At 69.8% G+C, this 22,718-nt stretch carries 23 protein-coding genes and 3 pseudogenes; 9 read left to right on the forward strand and 17 right to left on the reverse strand.

Annotated features, from left to right (window positions below):
- Positions 1 to 146: 146 nt before the first annotated feature.
- From ACIRC0_RS20595 to ACIRC0_RS20625, 7 genes are all read right to left on the reverse strand, one after another.
- On the reverse strand, positions 147 to 1,487 hold the full coding sequence (locus tag ACIRC0_RS20595) for a UDP-glucose dehydrogenase family protein (protein WP_403617569.1): 1,341 nt from the start codon (positions 1,485 to 1,487) through the stop codon (positions 147 to 149).
- Positions 1,488 to 1,857: 370 nt separating this feature from the next.
- The gene (locus tag ACIRC0_RS20600; RefSeq protein WP_403617570.1) at positions 1,858 to 2,781 is read right to left on the reverse strand and encodes an NADP-dependent oxidoreductase; all 924 of its coding nucleotides are present in this window, start codon (positions 2,779 to 2,781) and stop codon (positions 1,858 to 1,860) included.
- Positions 2,782 to 2,958: 177 nt separating this feature from the next.
- Positions 2,959 to 3,234, reverse strand: a complete 276-nt coding sequence (locus ACIRC0_RS20605; RefSeq protein WP_403617571.1) for a DUF6510 family protein — start codon at positions 3,232 to 3,234, stop codon at positions 2,959 to 2,961.
- A 31-nt stretch (positions 3,235 to 3,265) separates the two neighbouring features.
- Positions 3,266 to 3,976 carry an FAD-binding oxidoreductase gene (locus ACIRC0_RS20610; RefSeq protein ID WP_403617572.1) on the reverse strand — a complete coding sequence of 237 codons (711 nt, stop codon included), beginning with the start codon at positions 3,974 to 3,976 and terminating at the stop codon, positions 3,266 to 3,268.
- 2 nt (positions 3,977 to 3,978) lie between these two features.
- Positions 3,979 to 4,578: a sulfite oxidase-like oxidoreductase gene (locus tag ACIRC0_RS20615; RefSeq protein WP_403617931.1), complete on the reverse strand. Its 600-nt coding sequence runs from the start codon at positions 4,576 to 4,578 to the stop codon at positions 3,979 to 3,981.
- A gap of 270 nt (positions 4,579 to 4,848) precedes the next feature.
- A complete protein-coding gene (locus ACIRC0_RS20620) occupies positions 4,849 to 5,526 on the reverse strand; it encodes an alpha/beta hydrolase (protein ID WP_403617573.1) in 678 nt (225 codons plus the stop codon).
- Between the two features lie 101 nt (positions 5,527 to 5,627).
- Complete coding sequence (locus ACIRC0_RS20625; RefSeq protein ID WP_403617574.1) at positions 5,628 to 6,716, reverse strand: epoxide hydrolase family protein; 1,089 nt, start codon at positions 6,714 to 6,716, stop codon at positions 5,628 to 5,630.
- Between the two features lie 98 nt (positions 6,717 to 6,814).
- Between ACIRC0_RS20625 and ACIRC0_RS20630 the strand changes: the two genes are divergently transcribed.
- Positions 6,815 to 7,291, forward strand: a complete 477-nt coding sequence (locus ACIRC0_RS20630) for a MarR family winged helix-turn-helix transcriptional regulator (protein WP_403617575.1) — start codon at positions 6,815 to 6,817, stop codon at positions 7,289 to 7,291.
- A 21-nt stretch (positions 7,292 to 7,312) separates the two neighbouring features.
- On the forward strand, positions 7,313 to 7,690 hold the full coding sequence (locus tag ACIRC0_RS20635; RefSeq protein ID WP_403617576.1) for a recombinase family protein: 378 nt from the start codon (positions 7,313 to 7,315) through the stop codon (positions 7,688 to 7,690).
- Positions 7,691 to 7,793: 103 nt separating this feature from the next.
- On the opposite strand, the pseudogene ACIRC0_RS20640 reads toward ACIRC0_RS20635, so the two are convergent.
- From ACIRC0_RS20640 to ACIRC0_RS20650, 3 genes and pseudogenes are all read right to left on the reverse strand, one after another.
- Positions 7,794 to 8,714: pseudogene (locus ACIRC0_RS20640) on the reverse strand (thiamine pyrophosphate-binding protein).
- A gap of 447 nt (positions 8,715 to 9,161) precedes the next feature.
- Positions 9,162 to 9,500, reverse strand: coding sequence for a GNAT family N-acetyltransferase (locus tag ACIRC0_RS20645; protein WP_403617577.1), 339 nt, complete (start codon positions 9,498 to 9,500; stop codon positions 9,162 to 9,164).
- 22 nt (positions 9,501 to 9,522) lie between these two features.
- On the reverse strand, positions 9,523 to 10,512 hold the full coding sequence (locus ACIRC0_RS20650; protein WP_403617578.1) for a pirin family protein: 990 nt from the start codon (positions 10,510 to 10,512) through the stop codon (positions 9,523 to 9,525).
- 123 nt (positions 10,513 to 10,635) lie between these two features.
- Between ACIRC0_RS20650 and ACIRC0_RS20655 the strand changes: the two genes are divergently transcribed.
- The 3 genes from ACIRC0_RS20655 to ACIRC0_RS20665 all read left to right on the forward strand — a co-directional run bounded on the left by ACIRC0_RS20655 (position 10,636) and on the right by ACIRC0_RS20665 (position 13,172).
- Positions 10,636 to 11,115, forward strand: a complete 480-nt coding sequence (locus ACIRC0_RS20655) for a carboxymuconolactone decarboxylase family protein (RefSeq protein ID WP_403617579.1) — start codon at positions 10,636 to 10,638, stop codon at positions 11,113 to 11,115.
- 259 nt (positions 11,116 to 11,374) lie between these two features.
- A complete protein-coding gene (locus ACIRC0_RS20660; RefSeq protein WP_403617933.1) occupies positions 11,375 to 12,553 on the forward strand; it encodes an MFS transporter in 1,179 nt (392 codons plus the stop codon).
- Between the two features lie 175 nt (positions 12,554 to 12,728).
- On the forward strand, positions 12,729 to 13,172 hold the full coding sequence (locus ACIRC0_RS20665; RefSeq protein ID WP_403617580.1) for an SsgA family sporulation/cell division regulator: 444 nt from the start codon (positions 12,729 to 12,731) through the stop codon (positions 13,170 to 13,172).
- A 392-nt stretch (positions 13,173 to 13,564) separates the two neighbouring features.
- Here the strand turns inward: ACIRC0_RS20665 and ACIRC0_RS20670 are convergent, their stop codons facing one another.
- Positions 13,565 to 13,993, reverse strand: a complete 429-nt coding sequence (locus tag ACIRC0_RS20670) for a nitroreductase family deazaflavin-dependent oxidoreductase (RefSeq protein WP_403617581.1) — start codon at positions 13,991 to 13,993, stop codon at positions 13,565 to 13,567.
- Complete coding sequence (locus tag ACIRC0_RS20675) at positions 13,993 to 14,631, reverse strand: NAD(P)-dependent oxidoreductase (RefSeq protein WP_403617582.1); 639 nt, start codon at positions 14,629 to 14,631, stop codon at positions 13,993 to 13,995. The genes ACIRC0_RS20670 and ACIRC0_RS20675 overlap by 1 nt, the downstream gene beginning before the upstream one ends.
- Before the next feature lie 101 nt (positions 14,632 to 14,732).
- Here ACIRC0_RS20675 and ACIRC0_RS20680 point away from each other — a divergent pair, with 101 nt between their 5' ends.
- The gene (locus ACIRC0_RS20680; RefSeq protein WP_403617583.1) at positions 14,733 to 15,110 is read left to right on the forward strand and encodes a winged helix-turn-helix transcriptional regulator; all 378 of its coding nucleotides are present in this window, start codon (positions 14,733 to 14,735) and stop codon (positions 15,108 to 15,110) included.
- A gap of 24 nt (positions 15,111 to 15,134) precedes the next feature.
- Here the strand turns inward: ACIRC0_RS20680 and ACIRC0_RS20685 are convergent, their stop codons facing one another.
- Positions 15,135 to 16,370 carry an IS701 family transposase gene (locus ACIRC0_RS20685; protein WP_403617935.1) on the reverse strand — a complete coding sequence of 412 codons (1,236 nt, stop codon included), beginning with the start codon at positions 16,368 to 16,370 and terminating at the stop codon, positions 15,135 to 15,137.
- 165 nt (positions 16,371 to 16,535) lie between these two features.
- Between ACIRC0_RS20685 and ACIRC0_RS20690 the strand changes: the two genes are divergently transcribed.
- Entirely contained in the window at positions 16,536 to 16,940 is a 405-nt protein-coding gene (locus tag ACIRC0_RS20690) for a type II toxin-antitoxin system PemK/MazF family toxin (RefSeq protein WP_403617584.1), read from the forward strand.
- Positions 16,941 to 17,072: 132 nt separating this feature from the next.
- On the opposite strand, the gene ACIRC0_RS20695 is transcribed toward ACIRC0_RS20690, so the two are convergent.
- From ACIRC0_RS20695 to ACIRC0_RS20705, 3 genes and pseudogenes are all read right to left on the reverse strand, one after another.
- Positions 17,073 to 17,657: an IS630 family transposase gene (locus ACIRC0_RS20695; RefSeq protein ID WP_403617585.1), complete on the reverse strand. Its 585-nt coding sequence runs from the start codon at positions 17,655 to 17,657 to the stop codon at positions 17,073 to 17,075.
- Positions 17,618 to 18,163: a transposase gene (locus ACIRC0_RS20700; RefSeq protein WP_403617586.1), complete on the reverse strand. Its 546-nt coding sequence runs from the start codon at positions 18,161 to 18,163 to the stop codon at positions 17,618 to 17,620. The genes ACIRC0_RS20695 and ACIRC0_RS20700 overlap by 40 nt, the downstream gene beginning before the upstream one ends.
- A gap of 120 nt (positions 18,164 to 18,283) precedes the next feature.
- Positions 18,284 to 18,361 (reverse strand): annotated as a pseudogene (locus tag ACIRC0_RS20705) (YceI family protein); the annotation flags it as partial.
- A gap of 75 nt (positions 18,362 to 18,436) precedes the next feature.
- On the opposite strand from ACIRC0_RS20705, the gene ACIRC0_RS20710 reads away from it, so the two are divergent.
- Positions 18,437 to 18,658, forward strand: coding sequence for a hypothetical protein (locus tag ACIRC0_RS20710; RefSeq protein ID WP_403617587.1), 222 nt, complete (start codon positions 18,437 to 18,439; stop codon positions 18,656 to 18,658).
- Positions 18,659 to 18,669: 11 nt separating this feature from the next.
- Here the strand turns inward: ACIRC0_RS20710 and ACIRC0_RS20715 are convergent.
- Positions 18,670 to 19,714: pseudogene (locus tag ACIRC0_RS20715) on the reverse strand (substrate-binding domain-containing protein).
- A gap of 404 nt (positions 19,715 to 20,118) precedes the next feature.
- Here ACIRC0_RS20715 and ACIRC0_RS20720 point away from each other — a divergent pair.
- On the forward strand, positions 20,119 to 22,704 hold the full coding sequence (locus ACIRC0_RS20720; protein ID WP_403617588.1) for a Pls/PosA family non-ribosomal peptide synthetase: 2,586 nt from the start codon (positions 20,119 to 20,121) through the stop codon (positions 22,702 to 22,704).
- The last annotated feature ends 14 nt before the right edge of the window (positions 22,705 to 22,718 follow it).

Raw genomic sequence — 22,718 nt, forward strand, 5'->3', positions numbered from 1 at the left:
GTCGCGGCGCCTCGCGTCGCTTTCTTGAGTGTGACCGCGGGACGGGACGGGGTCGACGGGGTCTACTGGGTGATGACGCCGGAGAAGCTTCGGGCGTACGCGCGGTCGCCGGCCCCTCCTTGAGGAGCCGTAGCGGCGGGACGGTCTCAGGTCAGGTCGTTCAGGGCCGGCTGGGGTGTGGGTCCGGTGGTGGGTGGGCGGGAGCCGATCGAGTGGTAGCGGGCGGGCAGGCTCAGCAGTTGCCGGGGCGGTAGGCAGTTCTTGCCGTCCACGATCAGACGCGGTTCGGTGAGCAGGCCGCTCAGGATCCGCCAGTCCGCTTCCACGATGTCCGGCCACTCGGTGAGGATGACGGCCGCGTGGGCTCCCCGGACGGCGGCGCTCAGGCAGTCCGCGGGGCGGGTGCCGGGGAACAGCGCGGCGATGTCGTCCTTGCCGGTGGCCGGGTCCCAGACGCGGACCTCGGCCGCCTGGTCGAGCAGGGCGGGGACGATGCTGCGGCTGGGGGCCGCGCGCAGGTCGTCGCTCCAGGGCTGGTAGCGGAGCCCCAGCACCGCGACGACCGCGTCGGGCAGTTGTCCGTCCAGTGCGCTCTGTAGCGTCCGGACGACGAGCTGGGGCTGGTCCCGGTTGACGGCGATGGTGGCGTCCAGCAGCGGAGTGGGCACGTCCAGGGTGGCCGCCCAGCGGGCCAGGGCGGCGGTGTCCTTGGGCAGGCAGTGGTCGCCGAACCCCAGGCCGGGCTGCAGCAGGGCGTGCCCGATGCGCGGGTCGGCGCCGATGCCGCGCATGACGTGGTCGACGTTGACGTCCGGCAGACAGCACAGGCGGGCGATCTCGTTCCCGAAACTGATCTTGGTGGCCAGGAAGGCGTTGGCGGCGTACTTGATGATCTCCGCGCCGGTGGGGCTGGTCACGACCCACTCGCAGGCCGGGCCAGCGTAGAGGTCGCGGAGTGCCGGAAGGAGATCGTGCGACCACAGGCCGACGACGATCCGGGCGGGGCAGGCCCAGTCCCGCAACGCGCTGCCTTGGCTGAGGAACTCCGGATTGTGCACGTAGCGCTCCCTCAGCCCAGGGTGGGCGGCCGCGAGGGTGTTGCTGGTGCCCGGCGGGATGGTGGACTTCACCGCCACCACACGCGGGGCGGGCCGTAGCCGGAGGACGGCGTCCAGGGCGGTGCGGACCTGTGAGAGATCCACCCATCCGTGCCCGTCGGGCGGTGTCCCCACGGCGATGAGGACGACGTCGAAGGGCTGGTGCAGGTGGGGTGGTTCGAGTGCGCCGGCGAACGACAGCCGCCCGGTGGCGAGGGCCGCCGACAGCGCCTGCTGCAACCCGGGCTCGCTGAAGGGGACCCGTCCTCCCCGCAGGTCGCAGAGCCGGGCCGGGTTCTGCTCGAGGCCGGTGACATGGTGGCCCTGCAAGGTCAGCTCCACCGCACCGGTCACTCCGACGTAGCCCTGCCCCATCACAGCCACGTGCATGGAATCCTCCGCTGGGTGCGTCGCACCCGCCGTTCCCGTGCAGCGGGTGCGTGACCGCGGTCTGCGTATGGCCCAGACGGCCCGAACCGTCTCCGGTTGCCTGCGTCAGCGCCCCAGCCTCGGACCGGGTCGGCCTGGTCCTCAGCGGGCTATGAACCAGTGTGCGGCGTCACGGCGAGAGCGGCGAACCGCGCCGCGTCCCCCGTCGGGGACGGGCTCGGTACGCCGCCCTTCCGCGCCTGGACGGGGCAAGGAAGCCCATCCGTGGACGGCCCTGCTGTGAGCCGGGTGGAGGTCGTGCGGCGCAGCCGCCGCGGCAGCCTCGGGACGGTCCCCGTGCGCTGCCGCGATCCATGCCCCGGGCCGCTGATCAGCCGACCTCGAGCACGATCTTGCCGCGGGTCCGGCCGCTCATGCTGAGACGGAACGCCTCGGCGGCCTCGGCCAGCGGCAGGGTGTGCTCGACGTGGACATCGAGCTTGCCGGCGTCGGCGAGTCGAGCGAGCTTCGCGAGGTCCGCGCTGTCGGGCCGGACCCACACGTGGTGTCCGCCGTGCTCGGTGACCGCCGGGTCGACGATCGACGCGAGGCGCGAGCGGTCCTTCAGCAGTTCCCCGGAGACGGCGACCGCGTCACCGCCGACGTAGTCCACTGCCGCGTCGATGCCCTCCGGCGCCAGCTGCCGTACCCGGTCGGCCAGGCCGTCGCCGTAGGTGACGGGTTCCGCGCCCAGGGAGCGCAGGAAGTCGTGGTTGTGTTCGCCGGCGGTGCCGATCACCCGGGCTCCCTTGGCCACCGCGATCTGCACGGCGAAGGACCCGACGCCGCCGGCCGCCGCGTGGACCAGGACCGTGTCGCCCTCGGCGACCCCCACCCGGGCCAGTGACTGCCAGGCGGTGAGCCCGGCCAGCGGGACGCCGGCCGCCTGCTGCCAGCTCAGCGACGCGGGCTTGCGGGCGAGGGTACGCACGGGCGCGGCGACGAGCTCGGCATAGGTGCCGTGCTGCACTTCGTCCTTGCGGACGTACCCGAAGACCTCGTCGCCGACCGAGAATTCCGGGACGTCCAGGCCGACCGCCTCGACGACGCCCGCCACGTCCCATCCGGGCACGAAGGGAAAGTGGACGTACATGAGCGGGTCGAGATAACCGGCGACGATCTTCCAGTCCACCGGATTGACCCCGGCGGCCTTCACTCGTACGAGCACCGAGTCGGGTCCGACCTTGGGGTCGTCGGTCTCGGCCAGTTCCAGGGTCTCCGGGCCACCGTAACGGTTGACGGTAATTGCACGCATAACGGACACGATAGGTGCCGAGGGGTACCGCATCAGCAGTTTCTGCGGCATCTCCACGAACAGGCTTCACCAGCGACACCGTTCACTCGCTTCGCCCCCACGTACTGCGCCGGGTCGCACCCCAACGGCGGTCCCTGGCGGATCCTCAGGGCCGGCTCGGGGGGAAGAGCGGGGCAGCTACGAACTGGTGGAGAAGCGGAACGCACCGGTGCCCCCGCCCATCGTGAGCCAGATGTGTTCGCCCTCCCTGACCAGGCGGAGGGCGATGTGCGCGCAGCCGGGGCAGCGGGCGGTCAGGCCCGGTTCGGGGCCGTAGACGTGGAGTTCGGCGAGCGGGCCCGACCGCGCGCACTCCGGGCACCGCCACCAGGCCGTGGTGGGCTCCGCCGAGAGGATCTCCGAGAGCGGGCCGGCGAGGCAGTTGCCGTCGAGGTGGGTGGTGGCGTCTGCCATGAGGACCTCCCGTGCGGTCGGGGTCGGTGGGTCATCCGAAGCGCTCGGTGCGGATCGTGACGGGGTCCCGCCCCCTGTCGATCAGCAGGTTGTCGACAGCCTCCACGAAGTCGGTGGACCCGCAGACGTACACGGGACTGGCCGGCTTCAGTCTGGCCGTCGCCTCGTCCAGGTCGGCCGGTGTGATGCGGCCGGGCGAACGCGCGCTGCCGGGCGGGGCCTGCCGTGTGTACACGATGCGGACGTCGAGGAAGGGGTCGCCGTCGGCCAGGTCGTCGCGGTACCAGACGTCCTCCGGGCTGCGGACCGAGTACAGCATGTGCAGGGGGCCGCGCGAGCGTGCCGCGCGGTGGGCGCGGACCATGGCCGTCAGGGGGACGACACCGGAGCCGCCCGCGACCAGGAGCGCCGGCTCTGTCTGCTCGGCCCGCCAGACGAACCAGTTGCCGAGCGGGCCGCGCACCTCCACCTCCGCACCCACCGGCAGATCGTCGGCCAGGTAGGGCGAGACCTCCCCGTCCGGCACGGCCTGCACGCCGAGTTCGATGCGGTCGCCGTCGGCGGGCGCGGCCAGGGAGAAGCTGCGTACGGCCTGGTAGCCGTCGTCGGCGGTGAGCCGTACGTCGACGTGCTGGCCGGGCAGATGGCCGGGCCAGCCGGGCACCGTCAGGACCAGGGACCGGGCGGTGGCGGTCTGGGAGTGGCGCTCGAGGAGCCGGGCGCGGCGCCAGGCGATGCCCATGCTCAGTCGCCCCAGTTGCGCTGTTCGCGCCACGGGTCGCCGTAGTTGTGGTACCCGACGCTCTCCCAGAAGCCCGGCTCGTCCTCGTGCGTGAGTGTCAGTCCGCGCACCCACTTGGCCGACTTCCAGAAGTACAGGTGCGGTACGAGCAGTCGCGCGGGGCCACCGTGCTCGGGGGACAGCGGATAGCCGTCGTAGGTGTGGACGATCCACGCCTTGCCGTCGAGGAGGTCCTCCAGCGGGAGATTGGTGGTGTAGCCGCCGTAGCTGCTGACGACGGCGTGGTCCGCGGCCGTCTCCACGTCCTCGAGGAAGGCGTCGACGGGGACGCCCCGCCACTGCGTGTCGAACTTCGACCAGCGCGTCACACAGTGGATGTCGTGGGTCGTCTCCTGCTGCGGCAGGGCCATCATCTCGTCCCAGGTCCAGCTGTGTGTGGCGCCGAACTCCGTGGTCACGGTGAAGGACCACGTCTCGGTGGGGACCCTCGGTGTGGGGCCCGCCGACAGCACGGGGAAGGACTCGGTCGGGTACTGACCGGGCGGCAGCCGGTCCGCGAGGCGCCGTTCGCGCCCCTTGAAGCCGGGTGAGAAGGAAGTCACAGCGTTGTCTCCTGAGCCGATGCGGCCGATGCCGGCCAAGCCGGTGCAACTGGTGCCGGCCAAGCCGGTGCAGCCGATGCCCGCGATGCGGACGACGCGGCCGATGCCGCCCATGTGCCGTCCGTACTGCCGTCTGCGGCCGGTGCGAGGTCACTGGGCCCGGTCATTTCTCCAGTGTCGGGTGACCGGGGCCGGCCCACCACTCGGTCGCGGTGAAGCCGCGCGGACGCGGTGCGGGGAGTGCGTCCGCGCGGCCGTCCGTGCCGGCGGTCAGCTCGTCGCGCGGACAGCGTCCCGGATCAGGTCGGCGACGTCCTTGGGCCGCGAGACGGCGACCGCGTGCGACGCCCCCTCCACCTCGACGACGGTCGCGCCGGCCCGCTTCGCGCCGAAGCGCTCCACGTCCGGGTTGATCGCCTCGTCCGCGCCGGCGACCAGCGCCCAGGACGGCTTGGTCTTCCACGCGGCGGCGGAGGCCGTCTCCTCGAAGGCCGCGCTGGCCAGCGGACGCTGCGCCGCCGCGAGGACCTTCGTGACCTCCGCCGGCACGTCGGCGGCGAAGACCGACGGGAAGGCCGCCTCGGCGATGGTGACCTCGACCGCGTCCCCGCCGCCCGGAGCGGGGTACGTCCACTCCTTCAGGTTGCTCACCAGCGGTGAGAGGGGGAAGCGGCCCTGCAGCTCGCCGAGGCTCTCGCCCCCCTCCAGGTCGTACTCGGGGAAGACGACGGCGGCGTTCGCGCCGACGGCGAGTTCGCGCACCAGGCGGTCGTGGGTGTGGGCGTTGCCGAAGACCCAGCCCGCGCCGTGGATGTAGATGATCACCGGGAGCGTTCCGGTCGCCCCGGCGGGCTTGACGATGCGCGCCCGGACACTGCCCGTCGGACCGCCGGAGACGGTGATCCACTCCTCGTCGACCGCCGGCTTGTCGATGTCCCCGGACTGCACCTCGTCGACGGCCTTGCGCCCCTCTGCCGGGCCAGGTCAGCGAAGCTCCCGGGGGCCCGGCAGTCCGCGGCCCGCAGTGCCTCTCAGCGGGTGGCGACCTGCTAGTCGTGCTTGATGCGGGTGAGGAAGAAGTCCTGGACGTCCTGGGCGAGCAGCTCCGGCACCTCCATCGCGGCGAAGTGGCCGCCGCGCTCGAACTCCGACCAGTGCCTGATGTCGTACAGCCGCTCGGCCAGAGGTCGCACCGACTGCGTGATGTCGTGCGGGAACACCGCCACGCCGACCGGTACCGGGCACGGCTCGATCCCCCGCGGGGTGTCGTGGTGCAGCCGCGCCGAGGAGGCCGCGGTGGCAGTCAGCCAGTACAGCGAGACGTCGGTGAGCATGCGGTCGTCACTGATGTGCGAGCGGGGGTCGGTCCACTGTGCGAAGCGCTCGGCGATCCAGACCAGTTGGCCGACCGGCGAGTCGGTCAGCGCGTAGCCGATGGTCTGGGGGGTGAGGGCCTGGAGGGCCTGGTACGGCGGACGGTTCGCCATCAGCTGCCTGACCTTGTCCAGCCGGGCTTCATCCGTTTCGGACAGTTCGATGTCGGCATCCGGGTCCGGCCGGGTCGGAAGGTAGTTGACGTGGACCCCGACGACCTGCTCGGGTGCCACCGCGCCAAGCGCCAGGGAGATGCCCGCGCCGAAGTCGCCGCCCTGCGCGCCGTAGCGCTCGTAGCCGAGACGGCGCATCAGCTCGGCCCAGGCCTGCGCGACGTGGACGATGTCCCAGCCGCGCTGGTGGGTCGGCCCCGAGAAGCCGTAACCCGGGATGGACGGAATCACCAGGTGGAAGTCGCGCGACAGCGGCTCGATCACGTCGAGGAACTCCAGGAACGAACCGGGCCAGCCGTGGGTGAGGATCAGCGCGAGCGCGTCCGGCCTCGAGGACGGGACGTGGACGAAGTGAATGTTCTGGCCGTCGATCTCGGTGGTGAAGTGCGGAAGCTCGTTGAGCTTGGCCTCATGCGCACGCCAGTCGTAGCCGGTGCGCCAGTACTCGGCAAGCTCCTTCAGCCGCGCCAGCGGGAAGCCGTAGTCCCACCCGGCGTCGGCGACTTCGTTGGGCCAGCGGGTGCGGGAGAGGCGGTCGGCCAGGTCGTCGAGGTCGGCCTGGGGGACGTCGATGCGGAACGGCTTGATCACGGTCTTCACTCCAGGGAGATCGTTAGTGGCCCAAACGTTTATGACACTAACGAAGGTAGACTGTTAGTGGCACTAACACAAGAGGTGGAGGATCACCCATGAGCCCGACCCCCGAGCCCACCCCGGCCCGGCTGCGCGCCATCCCCAGCCGCCTGATCGCCGGGGCCGCGGTAGTCGCCGACCGGCTCGTCAGCGAGCGCCTGGCAGCCGAAGGCGCTCGCAAGTGGCACTTCGCCGTGCTGGTCGCGCTCGCCGAGGCCGGCGCCGCCAGCCAGGCCGAACTCAGCCGCCGCACCGGCATCTACCGCAGCGACATGGTCGCCGTCCTCAACGAGCTTGCCGACTCCGAATGCATCCGCCGCGAACCCGACCCCGCCGACCGCCGCCGCAACGTCATCACCGTCACCACCATCGGCCGCCGCCGCCTGGAGCGCCTCGATACACTCATCGCCGACGCCCAGCGCGAACTCCTCGCCCCCCTCACCCCCGGCCAGCAGGACGAACTCACCCGCCTGCTCACCGTCCTAACCGAGCACCACCACCCCCCGCACCCCCGCCCGCACGATGCGCAATAGCCCATCCACCTGCGCCGTCTGGTGACCCTCGGCGCCGAGTTGCGCGAGCGCCGGATCGGGTTGCACGTCATCGAGCAGGGCATCGACACCGCCACCATGGAGGGCCGGGCGATGTTCGGGATGCTGTCGGTCTTCGCCGAGCTCCAGCGCGAGCTGATCGTGGCGAACACCAACGACGGGCTCGCCTCCGCACGTGCCCGCGGCCGGGTGGGTGGGCGCCGGCCCCGACTCACCCAGGACCAGGCCGCGCTCGCCCAACGGCTCTACGACGAGCGGGAGAAAACGGTCCAGCAGATCGCCGACATGTTTGGCGTGGCCCGCTCGACGGTGTACGGACACCTCGACAAGACCAAGACCGTGCCCCGCCAGCCCAAGAAGACCATGGTCACGAAGCTCTGACCGTTACTTTGCACCTGGGGGCAGAGATAGGAGTCCGGGGCCTTCGCCGCCGACTCGGGACCCGTCGTGCCGGATCGGTCGGAACGGGCCCAGGCGCCCGGTGTCACGGGCGGGGAATGTTGCGCAGGTTGGCCCGGGCCAGGTGGACCATGCGTCCCACGCCCCCGGTCAGGACCGTCCGGCTCGCGGACAGCGCGAAGCCGCTGATCTGCTCGGCTGGATCTTCGGCGGGACGGCCAGCGCCGCGGGGTCGGTGACGACGTCGACCAACGCCGGTCCGTCGTGGGCGAAAGCCTCGCGCAGCGCGTCACGCACCTCGGCGGGCTTCTCCACCCGGATGCCGCGTGCACCGGCCGCGGTGGCGATCGCCGCGTAGTCGGTGTGCGGGTAGGTCGTGGCGTGCGGGGGCAGTCCGTCGACCATCATCTCCAGGTCGACCATGCCGAGGGAGGAGTTGTTGAAGACGACCACCGTCACCGGCAGCCCGTACTGGACGAGTGTGAGGAAGTCGCCCAGGGGAGTCCTCGCCGGCGGTGTCGCCGGGCAGAGCCACGACGGAGACGCCGCGCCGGCCGACGGCGTGCTGGATGGCGGTCTGCACCACGCGCGGCATCTGGCGGGGCAAGGAGATCAGCTCCGAGTAGTGGCTGCATTCGGTGAACAGCCTGTCGGGGTGCGTCTCCTGGAAGTAGCCCGTGCCGATCTCCCCGCTGGGGATGTGTGCGGCCAGGGCGAGCACCGGCGCCATCGAACGGTGGGCGTCATACAGGCCGTTGATCAGATGGAGGTTGCCGGGTCCGCAGGAGCCCGCGCAGGCGGCCAGCCGTCCGGTGAGCTGCGCCTCCGCCCCGGCCGCGAACGCCGCGACCTCCTCGTGGCGGGCCTGGACCCACTCGACGGCGTCGTGCCGCCTGACCGCGTCGACCACCGGGTTCAGGCTGTCCCCGACCACCCCGTAGATACGGCGTACACCGGCCCGGGCCATCAGGTCGACGTACTGTTCGGCGATGGTCTGCTTGGCCATGGCACTCCTCGGATTCCTGCCCGGGGGCGGGCGCGGCCGTACGCGGGCACGGCAGCGCCCGCGTCGCGCCCGGACGACGTCAGTGAGCGCGGGTGAGCGGCACTTGACCGTCAGCGCACGAGATCCGTTCCGGCAGCGCACCCTTCGGTGACCGACCGGTGCTGTCCGCGCCGGCCGTCGGGTGAAGGGGCCGCCGTCAGGGAGAACGCAGGGCCGCTGATGCTGCTGACCGTATTACGGTTCTCGCCCGGTCAATTCCCGCGAAAACACGAACGCGTGCCGTTCACAGGGAACGCCACGCGAGGAAATGCAACTGCTGTGAGACTGACCGCGGTGGAAACGGAAAGGCGAGCCAAGGGTCGCCATCGTGCACTGTGGGGACAGAGGCGGTGCGCTGCTCGCACACCCGGCCGCAGTGAGCGGCGGCCGGGCCGGGTGCGCGGGTCGTCAGCCCAGTTCCGTGTCCAGCCAGCGCAGGACGTCGGGCGTCACCGGTTCGGTGATGTCGGCGAACTCCTCGTGCTTCTTCAGGAACTTGGCCACATAGGGGCAGACGGGCACGATCCGCTTCCCCGAGGCGCGCACGTCGGTGAGCGCCTGCTGGACCAGCTGCGAGGCCAGGCCCTGACCGGCGAAGGCGTCGTCGACCTCCGTGTGGTAGAAGACCCGCTGGTCACCGCGGTCGCGGTAGGCGGTCAGCCCGGCGCGCGTGCCGTCGACCAGGATCTCGTAGCGGTTCTTCGCGTCTATCCGCTCGACGACGGGAGCGGCGGAAGACTGGCTCATGGGATGCCTTTCAGCGTGGGGTTCAGTGACGCGACGGATTTCTGCGCGGCGTGATGACGGCGTTCGGCAGGGCGGGGGCGGGAAGGCGGTTTCCCGCATATCCTTCCACGACGCCGAAGCGGTCCGAGGAGTTCTGCCATTCCTCCCGGGCCTTCGCAATGTCCGCGTGGCTCCGCCCGATGAAGTTCCACCACATGACGATCTCCTCCTCGAAGGGAGTTCCGCCGAGCAGCACCGTCCGTGCGATGTCGTCCGACTCGTTCGTCAGCGTCAGCGTGTCGATGCCCGGGTGCGCATAGCCCAACTCCGCGCGGTGCAGCAGGGCATCGGCGAGGCGGACATCACCCTGGTCGACGAGGAGACCGTGTTCGAAGCCGGGGTCCACGGCGAGCGTGACGGTCGCGTGGGGCTCGAGGACGATCTCGGCGCCGAGCAGGGGGCTGAAGGTCCGCACCGGCGAGGTGGCTCCGGCGAGGGAGCCCAGGAAGACCCTGATCTCGGCCCCGTCGATCCGCACGGGCTCCGGGACGTGGTGCTGGAAGTCCCGGGCGGTGTCGCGGTGTTCGTCCGGCAGCGCCACCCAGAGCTGGACGCCGTGCAGGATCGTGGTCCGGGGGGTGGAGACCTCGGAGTGGCTGATGCCGTACCCGCCCGTCATGAGGTTCAGCTCACCCGGCCGTACGAACGCGTGGCTGCCCAGGCTGTCCCGGTGCTCGATCTCGCCGCTGAACAGCCAGCTCACCGTCTGCAGCCCGGTGTGGGGATGCGGGGCGACGTCCATGCCGCCCGACTCGGAGACGTCGTCGGGCCCGTAGTGGTCCGCGAAGCACCAGGCCCCGATCAGGGTCCGGGCACGCTGTGGCAGGGTGCGCCGCACGGTCATCGCCCGCGGGCCACCCAGGGGCACATCGCGTGGGGTCAGTACGTCGACCCGTGGCGTCGTGGCCGGACGCTCACCGTCCACCGATGCGCCGCACCGCAGCTCCATCGGTTTCGTTTCGACATTGCTCACCGTGGACCGCCTCCCAGCCCGCTAATCGTTCTATATTCAACTACCATGCCCGATCATAGGGCGACGGCACCGCGCACACCAACAGATGAGGGAGCCCTCACCGGCCCCCGAAGGAGTCCCAGGTTGAGCACCCACACGACCGGGTCCGCGATCCGGCGGATCTTCATCGACAAGCAGAGCCCGGCCGCCTATCAGGCGCTGGTGCGGGCCTCCGAAGCCGTGCGGGCGGTCGCCGCCGAGGCGGGGCTCGACCGGACGCTCGTGGAACTGGTCAATCTGCGCGTGTCGCAGATGAACGGCTGCGCGTACTGCCTCAACGTACACACGAACGCCGCCCTGCGCGCGGGTGAGACCCCGCAACGCCTCGGCGTGCTGGCGGCCTGGCGGGACACCGAACTGTTCACGCCGGACGAACGCGCGGCACTCGCGCTCGCCGAGGCGACCACGGACCCCGCCGACACCGCCGCGCAGGAGGCCGCGTACGGCACCGCCCGGGAGGTCCTCACCGACGACCAGATCTCCGCCGTGATCTGGGTGGCGGTCACCATCAACGCCTTCAACCGGGTCTCGGTCATGAGCGGGCATCCGGTACGCCGCCCTTAGGCGCGGTCGACGGTTCTCACTGGCGGCCATCTCCGAACAAGATGGCCGCCATCCGGAACCATCACGACGGATGGGGAAGCAAACGAGGCGGCCGAACGCTGACGCCCCCGTGAAAGCACCGAGGAAGCTGCTCGATCACCGCCAGGCGTCCTTCCGAGCCGGTACCGCCCGGCTCCCCGTCCCGAAGAAGGTCCCCGTGTCCCAGTCCTCCGGTGTCCGGACCCCGTCCAAGGTCACCAGCGCCGCACCCGCGCACGGTGTGCCGGGCTGGCTGATCGCGTTGCTGGCCGTCGCCTCCGGCATGACGGTGGCCAACCTCTACTACGCGCAGCCCCTGCTGTCGTCCCTGCGGGACGTCTTCCACATCAGCACGCCCACCGCGGGCACACTGATCACGCTCACCCAGGTCGGTTATGTGATCGGCATGCTCTTCCTGGTGCCGCTCGGCGACCGGCTGGAGAAGCGCGGCCTGATCACCGTCCTGCTGACGGTCACCACCCTCGCCCTGGTGGCGGCCGGCCTCGCGACCGGGTTCCCGATGCTGCTGGCCGCCTCCCTGATCAGCGGTGCCACGTCCGTGGTCGCCCAGATCCTGGTCCCGTTCGCCGCGAGCCTCGCCCCGGACCACGCCCGGGGCCGGATCGTCGGCCGGGTGATGAGCGGCCTGCTCACCGGCATCCTGCTCTCCCGCACCCTCAGCAGCCTGGTCTCCGACGTCGCCGGCTGGCGCGTCGTCTACCTCGGCTCCGCGGTCCTGATGGCCCTCCTGGCCGTGGCCCTTCGGGCCGCACTGCCCCAGCACGCCCCCACCACGACCGTCCCGTACCACCACGTGCTGCGCTCCACCGCCGCACTGGTGCGCAGGCACCCCGCGCTGCTGCGCCGCGGCCTGTACCAGGCGGCGATGTTCGGCGCCTTCAGCGCCTTCTGGACCACCGTCTCCTACGTCCTCACCGGCCCCCGCTTCCACTACTCCCCCGTCGGCGTCGGCATCTTCGCCCTCGTCGGAGCCGCCGGCGCGGCCATCGCCCCGCTGGCCGGGCGCTGGGCCGACCACGGGCTGACCCGGCGCATGACCGGCGCCGCGTTCGCCGCCGCCGCGCTGGCCTTCGCGCTCGCCGGGTTCGGCGGGCACAGCGTCGTGTTGCTCGCCCTCGCCGCCGTCGTCCTCGACATGGCCGTCCAGACCACCCTGATCCTCGGCCAGCACACGGTCTACCAGCTCGACCCGGGCGCCCGGGCGCGTCTGAACAGTGCCTTCATCGCCACCTTCTTCCTCGGCGGCGCCCTCGGCTCCCAGCTCGGCTCGATCGCCTACCGCGCCGGCGGCTGGGGCGCGGTCACCGTCCTCGGTGCGGCCCTGCCGGTCCTGGCACTCCTCTACTGGACCACCGAGCACCGCCGCGCCCGGCGGACCCCCGACCACGGCGACGAGTGACGGGCGCCGCACGGCCCGAACCGAAGTGCCGCACGGGGTTCTCCTTCGGACCACACCCCGTGCGCTCCTCGGCAAGACGCTCCCCCGGGCCTGCCCTACGGTGATCGGCACCATCCACCGTCAGATCCCGCGCTGACGAACGCAACCGCACGCACAGTCGCAGACAGGGGGCGGCATGAGACACCCTCTCCCCGGTACCGCGGACGAGAGGTCGGTCGTCCACAGGACCGAGATCATCGTCTCGGTGGCCGACGAACCGCCGATACCGCTCCCCGCCGAGCTCCGCTACGACGTGAGCGACCCGTATGCCGTCCGTCTGTCGCTGGGCGCCCCCGGCGCCCCCTCCGTCGACTGGGTGTTCGCCCGGTCGCTCCTCACGGACGGTCTTCGCCGGTCCGCGGGGATCGGGGAGGTGGTGGTGATCCCGCCGCACCGGTGCCACCCGGACGCACTCCGCATCCTGCTCAGGACGCGGACCGGAGCGGCGGTACTCGAGGTCGGGATCCGGGCGGTCACGGCCTTTCTGCGACGTACCGACACGATGGTGCCGCCGGGCACCGAGCACCGTCACATCGACCTGGACGGCGTCGTCGCCCGGCTCACGGCCGGCAGCGAGTGACACCCCGTCACCCCTCCCCGGTCCCACCACCGACTCGGTGCGCTCAGCGGCACCTCGTCGTGCGCTCCCGGGCAACCCGTCCCCCGTTACCGCCCCTAACGTCGGCCACGTATTCACGGCACCGCATCGCAGGAGGCACGTCATGACCACCGGTTCCCATCCCACGAGCAGCCAGCCGTGGCTGCATCAGAAAAGCGAGGTCATCCAGGAGTTCGGGACCGTGGTGGCTCGGCTCGGATGGTTGGCCGGGTATTGATCCGCTGCCGGACGGTGTCCGGCTGTCTCTCGGTGGTGATCACGAAGGTGCTGGCGGAGGCCGGGTGGAGTGTTCCTCCGGCCAGGCGCCTCGTCGAGGTGGTGTCTGTCTCAGCGGATCAGCGGACCGCAGATGATCAGTACGTGCGGTCGATGATCACTACCGGGATCTCGCGGCTGGTCGCCTCCTGGTAGCCCTGGTAAGACGGAAGGGCCGCCACAATGAGCTCCCACAGTCGCGGTTTCTCGTCGGGCGTGGCGGTTCTCGCGGCTGCGGGGAAGGTTTCCGGGCCGATCTGGACCGTGACGTTAGGGTTTGCGGTCAGGTTGAGGTACCAGGCTGGGTGCTGATCGGCTCCCGCATTGGAAGCGGCGAGGATGTAGCGGTCGCCATCCGGCACGTAGACCAGGGCCGTGCGGCGCAGTTTTCCGGACTTGCGGCCGCGGGTCGTCAGGAGCAGGTCGTTCATGCCTGGTCTGGCTTTGCCGTTCGTCTTGAGGTAATCGCGGATGTGTTGCGCCACCCACTCGTTCGGACTGTCGGCGATTTCCTCCTGCCTATCCATCAGCCGGTCTCGACGCCGACGTGCGTGCGGTGGTGCTGCGGATTGTCGATCTCGTCGAGCAACGCGATCGCGAAGTCGGCGTAGGAGATGCGGCTGGTCGCCTCGGCCGGGGCCGTCCGGTACCTGCCGGTGCGGGCACCGCCGTGGTCGAAGTCGCCCGCCGGGCTGAGGACCAGCCAGTCCAATCCGGTGGTCACGGTGCGCAGCACCTCCGTTCCTGCCGCGTGTCCCAGGTAGAAGGCACGGTAGTCCTGGGGATAACCAGGTGTGTCCATAAGGAGGGCTCCGGAGGCGGTCTCCAGTACCGAGGCCAGGCCGACTCCCACCAGTCGGTTCACGCCGGCTTGCGCCAGGCCGTCGAGGAGGGCACGGGATGCGCTGGCGAAGAAGGCTTCGGGCTGCGTGACGGCATCGTAGACCGTGCTGATCGCGGCATCATGTCCGATGGACAGCCGGGCGACGCTGCGGGCGTGGGTGACATCGCCCGCGACGGTCCTTACGCCGTCCACAGCCAACAGATCGGCGTACTTGGCCGGGTCACGCACGACTGCGGTGACCTGGTGACCACGGCTGCGGGCCTCTGCGACGGCGGCCCGGCCTGCCCTGCCGCCGGCACCGAAGACAATGATCTGGCTCATGGCTTCCCCTCGAATCCGCAGGCCGGGCCCGAACGCCGACCGCTTCCCCGGACGATAGGGAAGGCCCTGGTTACCAAGGAGATACCAGCTACTGTGGGGCGGTGACTGAGCCACTGGATCCCGACATGTTCGACCCGGTCTGCCCGTCCGATCTCTCACCGATCCGCTTCGGCGACAAATGGGCAGGGATGATCATCCGCTGCCTCGAACAGGGACCGCGGCGGTTCTCGGAGCTGCGGATCCCGCTCCACGGCATCACTGCCAAGGTACTCACGCAGTCGCTCCGTGCGCTGGAGCGTGATGGCCTGGTCACACGCACGGTCCACGCCGAGTCGGCGCGCCGGGTCGAATACGAACTGACCCCGCTCGGCCGCAGCCTCCTTGTGCCGATGGCCGCAGCGTGCACCTGGGCAGCGGAGCACTGGGACGAGCTCATCGACGCACGCGAAGCGGCCTCGCCGCTCGGCAATACCGGCTAGTACTCCAGCCGTAGATCGTGATCTTCATGCCTGGGCGGCTTGTCGCTGGTAGTGGCTGGCCTGGGATCGGGCTTGGTGGCGGCGTCGCCAGGCGGACCAGCCCAGCCGATGGGCAACGTCGTGGACGGGTTGGACGACCAGGGCGATGAAAAGGTGTTGGATCTCGTTGCAGGTGAGCGGTATGAGGGCGTCTCGTGCAGGACGGCGGGCGTGCTCGTCTGCTCGGACGATGGCGAGGAAGGCGTGCGCGAGCATGCCCAGGGTGACCCAGCGGGACCAGGACGCGTAGCGGCGGACCTGATGCTCGTCCAGGGCGGCCAGGCCCTTTCCGGATTGGAAGAACTCCGCTACTCGCCATCTTGATCCAGCGACTCGCACCAGCGTGGTCAGCGGCACCGGTGTGGGCGAGTAGCAGCGGTAGTAGGCGAGTTCGCCGGTGCTGCGGTTGCGGCGGATCAGCAGTTGGCGACTGCCGGGCCTTGGGTCGGCGAGGTCGATGACGGCCCAGTCGTAGAAGCGATGGCCCTTGGCTCCGGCCCCGGCGGAGAGCTTCTGCCAGGCCCGTTTGGGCACCTTCTTGGCCAGCGTGTCCGCACGGAACTTCCCCGCACCGGTGGTGACTTCGTGCGAGCAGGCCACCGCGAGGATGTAGCCGGTGCCGCGTTTCTCCAGCGCGTCTCGCAGCTTGGGGTTGCCGCCGTAGACCTCGTCGCCCGCGACCCATGCGGCCTGATGGCCGGCGTCCAGGAACCGGACGACCATGCGGGCGGCCAGCTCCGGTTTGGTGGCGAAGGGAGTCTCCCCGCCAAGCCCGGCGGCGCGGCAGCGGTCGGGGTCGGAGGTCCAGGAGCGCGGGACGTACAGTTCCCGGTCCACTGCCGCGTGCCCGCGCCGGCCGGTGTAGACCAGGTAGACGGCGACCTGAGCGTTCTCGATCCTGCCCGCGGTGCCGGTGTACTGGCGCTGGACGCCGACCGTGCCGGTGCCCTTCTTCACGTCCCCGGTCTCGTCGACCACCAGCACCGCCTGGTCGTCGTGCAGGTGCTCCACCACGTACTCGCGCAGGTCGTCGCGTACCTGGTCGGCTTCCCAATTGGCCCGGCCGAGCAGGTGCTGCATGCCGTCCGGGGTGGCCTCCCCGGCCCACTCGGCGGTGGTCCAGCAGTTCTTGCGCGGCAGGTCCGACAGCAGCCCGAGCACCAACTGCCTCGCTCGACGCCGGGGTTCGACCCGCGCAAACCGCCCCGCTATCCGGCTCATCAGGCCCTCGAACGCCTCCTGCCAGCGGGCAGGGTCTACGCTGTGACCTGCGGCCACCGCATGATCTTCAGTCTTCACACACCGATGATCAACGGTGGCCGCACCGTCTCCACAGCGCGTCAGGGTCGCGCAGCGTCCGCCTGCCGTCCCGTGTCAGGAGGACATGTGCAACGTGGCGAAGTCTGGTGGGTCGAGTTCGACGAGCGGCGGCTGGTCGTACTGCTGTCGGGAGACGACGCGTCCGGGATCCGGGTGATGCAGGTCGTCGCTCCGGCGGGCGTCGACATCAGCGGTCTGGGCGTCGAAGTGGTAGTAGGCGCCATGGAAGGACTGCCCTTTGAAGGCGTGCTGCGGTTCGCGTTCCCGCGTCCAGGCTTTACCCCTTGCACGTGGCTGACCACCGTGTCCCGAGACGACCTGATCGAGCGGGCGGGCGCCCTGTCCTCAGCGAAGCTCAGCGAGATCGAGGATGCCCTCCGACTCGGTGAACAGGAGAAGGAGTGGACCCCGGCGACGACCGCGAAGCTCAGCGAGATAAGGGATGCCCTCCGTCTCGGCGGACTCGCGTAGGCCGAGAAGGAACGGACGCCCCCGATGGCGTGGCCGATCTCGTCCAGACGATCGACGCTGGCCACCTGTCTCCTCGTCGCCCCTCACCATCGAGATCACGATCTACGGCTGGAGTACTAGGAGGCCGGTGCGTCACGCAGCCTTGGCCGGGTATTGGGTCCACTGCCGGATGGGTGAGTCGGGGGCGAAGTTCGTCTTCGGTTCCGCGCGGGTGTTGCGCCAGCGGACGTAGGCGGCGATGGCGGCGTTCTGCTCGTCGTGGCTGCGGTGGTCGGTGCCGTTGAGTGCGAAGTAGCGCAGGGCCGTGAACTCGGCCTCGATCCAGTTCAGCCAGGATCCGTAGGTCGGCAGGAAGACCAGCTCGACCTGGTGGTCGGCTGCCCAGGCGCGGACCTTGGCGTGCTTGTGCGGGGAGAAGTTGTCCAGCACCACGTACAGCTTCTGACCGGGCCAGCGGGCGCGCAGGGCCTTGAGGAGGCCGAGCAACTCCTGCCAGCGCTTGCGCGGGCGGATGCGGTAGTACAGCTTGCCGGTGGCCAGGTCGAGGGCGGCGAGCATGTGCATCACGCCGTGGTAGCGGTTGTAGGTGGCCCGGAGCCGGCGCGGGCGCCTCACCGGACCCCACGCCTTGCCCTTGCGCGGCATCAGGTTCAGCGGCCCGAACTCGTCGACGCATATCACCCGTCCGTCGGCGGGCGGGGTGTCGTACAGCGCCAAGATGCACCGCATCCTCGCGATGAACTCCGGGTCGGTGGATGCCTTCCAGTGGTCTTCCAGGAGACCTTGCCCTTGCGCAGAATCCGGCGCAGGGTCTCCCGGCTGATGGCTGCGGTCACCTTCTGCTTGATGAGGTGGTCGGTGAGCTTGCACAGGCTCCAGGTGGAGAAGGCAGTGATCTTCCAGTCGGCGGGGGACGTCCGGGCGATCAGGCAGATGTGCTCGCGCACCTCGTCACTGATCGTTTTGGGGCGTCCCCCGCTCCATTTTGGGTCCAGCGCGTCGAACCCCCGCTCGTTGAAGGCGTGGATGACATCGCGGACGTAGCCCTCGCCAACCTGCAGCAGCGTGGTGATGTCCTTGACGGTCTGGCCCTGGGCGGATATCAGCACCACGATCGTCCGGCGGAGTTTCACCGGATCCTTCGCGGTCCGGCTGATCCGCTGCAATTTCCGGCCCTCGTCCATCGTGACCGGCCGGACGAACACACTCGGTCGACGTCCCACGACCACCTCCAAGATCAGGTCTTGGAGACAATCTGCTGGCCGACGAGCAGCGGGTCGATTACCCGGCCAAGGCTGCGTGACAAGCCACTAGCGACTAGCGACTAGGAGAGGGAGAACAGCCGCGGGGCCGTCCGGGCGCACCTCTCCCTGGCCGGTGACCGAGGTGAAGGTACCCTTGACGGTGACCAGGCCCCACATCGCCGGGCACCACTCTGCGAACTCCTCGACCGCCCCAAGACACGGCTGACCTACCAGGTCGGCTGCCTGCACCACATGGGTCTCGTCACCCGTGAGTCGGTCTGCGGCGACCGGCGCGGCATCGCGCTCACCCTCACGGACAAGGGCCGGCGGCTGCTCACGGAGAACACCCCCGCCCTCGCCCAGGTCCTGGTCGGCCTGATCGGCCCGGCCCAGTGTGCGGCCCTGACCGGCCTGCCCGCCCAGGCGTCCCACCCCGCCGACGAAGACGGACACCCGCAGGAGCCCGCCTCCTAGCGCTCGGCCGTTCAGGCACCCCCGAGGGCCCGCGGGCGGGCGGTGGAGGCGCGGACGACGAGCTCGACGGGTGGGTCGCCCGCCGGCGCGAGGTCCGCCTCGGGCTTCTCGATGGCCTGCACCAGAAGCCGGAGCCCTTCCCGGGCCACGGCGTCGAAGGGCTGGCGCACCGTGGTCAGCGGAGGGGTCACATAGGCGGAGACGGGGCTGTCGTCGAACCCGATGACACTCACGTCGTCCGGCACGCGCAGGCCGGCCTCTGTCAGCGCGCGGATCAGGCCGATGGCCATGTCGTCGTTGGCGGCGAACACCGCCGTCACGTTCCCCTCCGAGGCGAGTTCGCGTCCCGCCGCGTACCCGGACGCGGCCGACCAGTCGCCCTCGATGACGGGAGGCACCCGCCTGTCACGCGAAGTGAGCGCGGCCCGCCACCCGCCGAGCCGGTCCCGAGCGGCGAACCACCGTTGGGAGCCCGCGAGATGAGTGGACCGTCGGCCCCAGGTCGAGCAGGTGCTCCGTGGCCGCACGCGCCAGCGACTCGGCGCCCACCCCGACGGACACCACTCAGGGCCCCGCGAACGCGGCCGGTGCGCCGAGGACGAGGACCGGCACGTCGACACCGACCGAGACCTCTCCCTCGTCGATGGGCTCGGAGACGACGATGCCGTCCACGCCCTGCTCGAGCAGCGACTCCACGGCCCTGGCGACTCCCCCCGCGTCGCCTTCCAGCGTGTTGACCACCCGCAGCGCATAGCCCGCGTCCCGGGCGGCCCGCTCGACGCCGATGAGCAGCGAGGCGGGACCGTACAGGGCCGTGCCCAGCGTGACCACGCCGATGGAGCGGGTCCGTCCGGCGGCCAGCGCCCGGGCCGCGCCGTTCATCCGGTAGCCGAGCTCCTCGGCAGCCTCGAGCACACGCCGCCGCACCTCGGCCGAGACATACCGCTCACCGTCGAAGACCCGTGACACCGTCTTCTGCGACACGCCCGCGAGACGCGCCACGTCCACACTGCGCGGCGCTGCGGGGCCCGCACCCCGTGGTCCCATTCGCGTCATGGTGTCTCCGATTTCTCCGGCGGCGTGATCCTACTCGGTCGACCGTATGACGGCGCCGTCATGATTGCGCAATTACTTGCACACCGCGGGATCGGACGGGGCACTCGGCGCCCCTGCCACGCCCCGCCAGGGTGAACACCCATATGGGTGACTTGTCACTCACTCCACCGGGGTACGGAACAAGGAACACTGCCCTGTTCAGCGCCACTGTCGTTTCGTCGCGATCGAATACGAGTGGCAACTTGAGTATGTCCGACACAAACTGAAGCGCGTGGAGCCGTGATCAGATAAGAGTGCGCGACACCGTGGCTTCCGGATTGCTCGGTCCGGGCACTGCCGAGCACGGAAGACACCGGACCGGTCACCCGTGGCCGGTGGTTGTCGGATTTCCTCAAGGAGCTTGAATGGTAGACAGGTCTGCCGAGGCGCTCGTCCTCGGTCAGGACGAACCCGCGATCGCCCGGCGCAGCGGCGCCGGCCCGGCAAGGGAGACCGAGAGGAAATTCGCCGAAGTTCTGGCCGAGGTCGTCGACGTCGAAAGCGTATCCTCCGACAGTCATTTTTTCGAGGATCTCGGTGCCAATTCATTGGTGATGGCGCAGTTCTGCGCACGGGTCAGGAAGCGCCCGGACCTTCCGTCCGTCTCGATGAAGGACATCTATCAAAACCCCACGGTCCGCTCTCTGGCGGCGGCCCTCTCGGACGCCGCACCGGCTGCCGCCGACTCCCCCACGCCGACGACACCACCGGCACGGATGCCGGCCCCGGCTCCGGGGAGTACGCCGCGTTATGTCCTGTGCGGCGCACTCCAGTTGCTGTTCTTCCTGGGCTATTCCTTCGTCACCGGACTCGTCGCGGCCGATGGCTACGACTGGGTCTCCGACGGCTCGGGGGTGGCCGACGTCTATCTCCGCTCGGTCGTCTTCGGCGGCCTCGGTTTCCTGACTCTGTGCGCTTTCCCGGTCGTCGCCAAATGGGTTCTCATCGGTCGCTGGAAACCGCGTGAGTTCCCCGTCTGGAGCCTGACCTATCTGCGCTTCTGGATCGTCAAGGCGCTGCTCCACGCCAACCCGATGATTCTCTTCGTCGGGAATCCGCTGTACGTCATGTACCTGCGGGCACTCGGCGCACGGATCGGCAAGGGCGTCACGATCCTCTCCCGGTCCGTGCCGGTCTGCACCGACCTGCTCACGATCGGCGCCGGATCCGTGATCCGCAAGGACGCCTTCCTCCTCTGCTACCGGGCGCACGCCGGGCGCATCCAGACCGGCCGCGTCACACTCGGCCGGGACGTGTACATCGGCTCGAAGACCGTACTCGACATCGACACGTCGATGGGCGACGGAGCCCAGCTCGGCCACGCGTCCGCCCTGTACCGCGGCCAGACGGTCCCGGCGGGCGAGCGCCATCACGGGTCACCGGCCCAGCCCACGGACATCGACCACGTCAGGGTCGCGCCGGCCCGGTGCGGCACTCCGCGCCGGGCCTGGTTCGCCCTCGTCAGCCTGCTCCAGCTGTTTCTGCTGTACATCCCGCTGGCGGTCGGCGGTCTGTACATGCTCTTCACCTGGATCCCCGTGCTCGATGACCGGCTGAACCCCGACGACGTCGGCATCCTGACGAGGGAGTTCGCCGTCGACACGCTGCTGCTCTCACTGGGGCTGTTCTTCGGTTTCGTCGTGCTGGGTCTCGCCGCCCTGTTCTCCGTGCCGCGTCTGCTGCACCTGGCCGTCAAGCCCGACAAGGTGTATCCGCTCTACGGCTTCCACTACGCGGCGTTCCGGGCGATCTCCGGTATGACGAACATCAAGTTCTTCGCCTGGCTGTTCGGTGACAGTTCCTACATCGTCCATTACCTGCTCGGCCTCGGATACGACCTGTCCCGTGTCGAGCAGACCGGGTCGAATTTCGGCACCGAAGTGCAGCACGAGACCCCGTACTTGGCGACGGTCGGCAGCGGCACCATGGTGGCCGACGGGCTCTCCATCCTCAATGCGGACTTCTCCAGCACGTCCTTCCGGGTGTCCCGGGCGTCGATCGGCGCGCGCAACTTCCTAGGCAACAACATCGTGTATCCGGCGGGAGCGAGAACGGGCGACAACTGTCTGCTCGCCACGAAGGTCATGGTCCCGCTCGACGGAGAGGTCCGCGAAGGCGTCGGACTGCTCGGCTCTCCCTGCTTCGAGATTCCGCGGACGGTGGAGCGCGACACCCGGTTCGACCATCTCAGAGCCGGGGAAGAGCTGCGTCGCCGACTGTCCGCCAAGAACCGCTACAACCTCCGCTCGATGGCGCTTTTCCTGTTCGTGCGCTGGCTGCACACCTTTGTGCTCACGGCGTTCGCTCTCGCCTCCGTCGACCTGTACGGAGTGCTGGGTTATGTGGTGATCTCCGGTTATCTGGCGCTCACGCTCGCGTTCACCGCCCTCTATTGGGTCCTGGTGGAGCGCTGCTTCACGTTGTTGCGTCCGCTCAGTCCCAGGTTGTGCTCCATCTACGACCCGGAATTCTGGTATCACGAGCGCGTGTGGAAGGTGCCGTCCGCACACCTCAACGTCTTCAACGGAACCCCCTTCAAGAACGTGATCTGGCGGCTGCTGGGCGTGCGCATCGGCCGCAGGGTCTTCGACGACGGCTGCTATGCGACGGAGCGGACGCTCACCGCCATCGGCGACGACTGCACGCTCAACGCCGGCTCCAAGGTCCAGTGCCATTCGCAGGAGGACGGCACGTTCAAGTCCGACTACTCCGTCCTCGGCGTCGGCTGCACCCTCGGGGTCGGCGCCCATGTGCACTACGGCGTGACGATGGGCGACGGCGCCGTCCTGGCTCCCGACTCCTTCCTCATGAAGGGCGAGGAAGTCCCCCCGAACGCCCTGTGGGGCGGAAACCCCGCCGCCGAGTTGTCCCATGCGCCGGGCGACGGCAGCGGATCGACTACGGCGACAGACACGCCCTCGGCGAACGGCGCCGCCACCACGGCGAGTTGAGGAACTTCAGGAAG

It is taken from the genome of Streptomyces sp. NPDC093984 (assembly GCF_044764595.1).
Classification (GTDB): domain Bacteria; phylum Actinomycetota; class Actinomycetes; order Streptomycetales; family Streptomycetaceae; genus Streptomyces; species Streptomyces cynarae.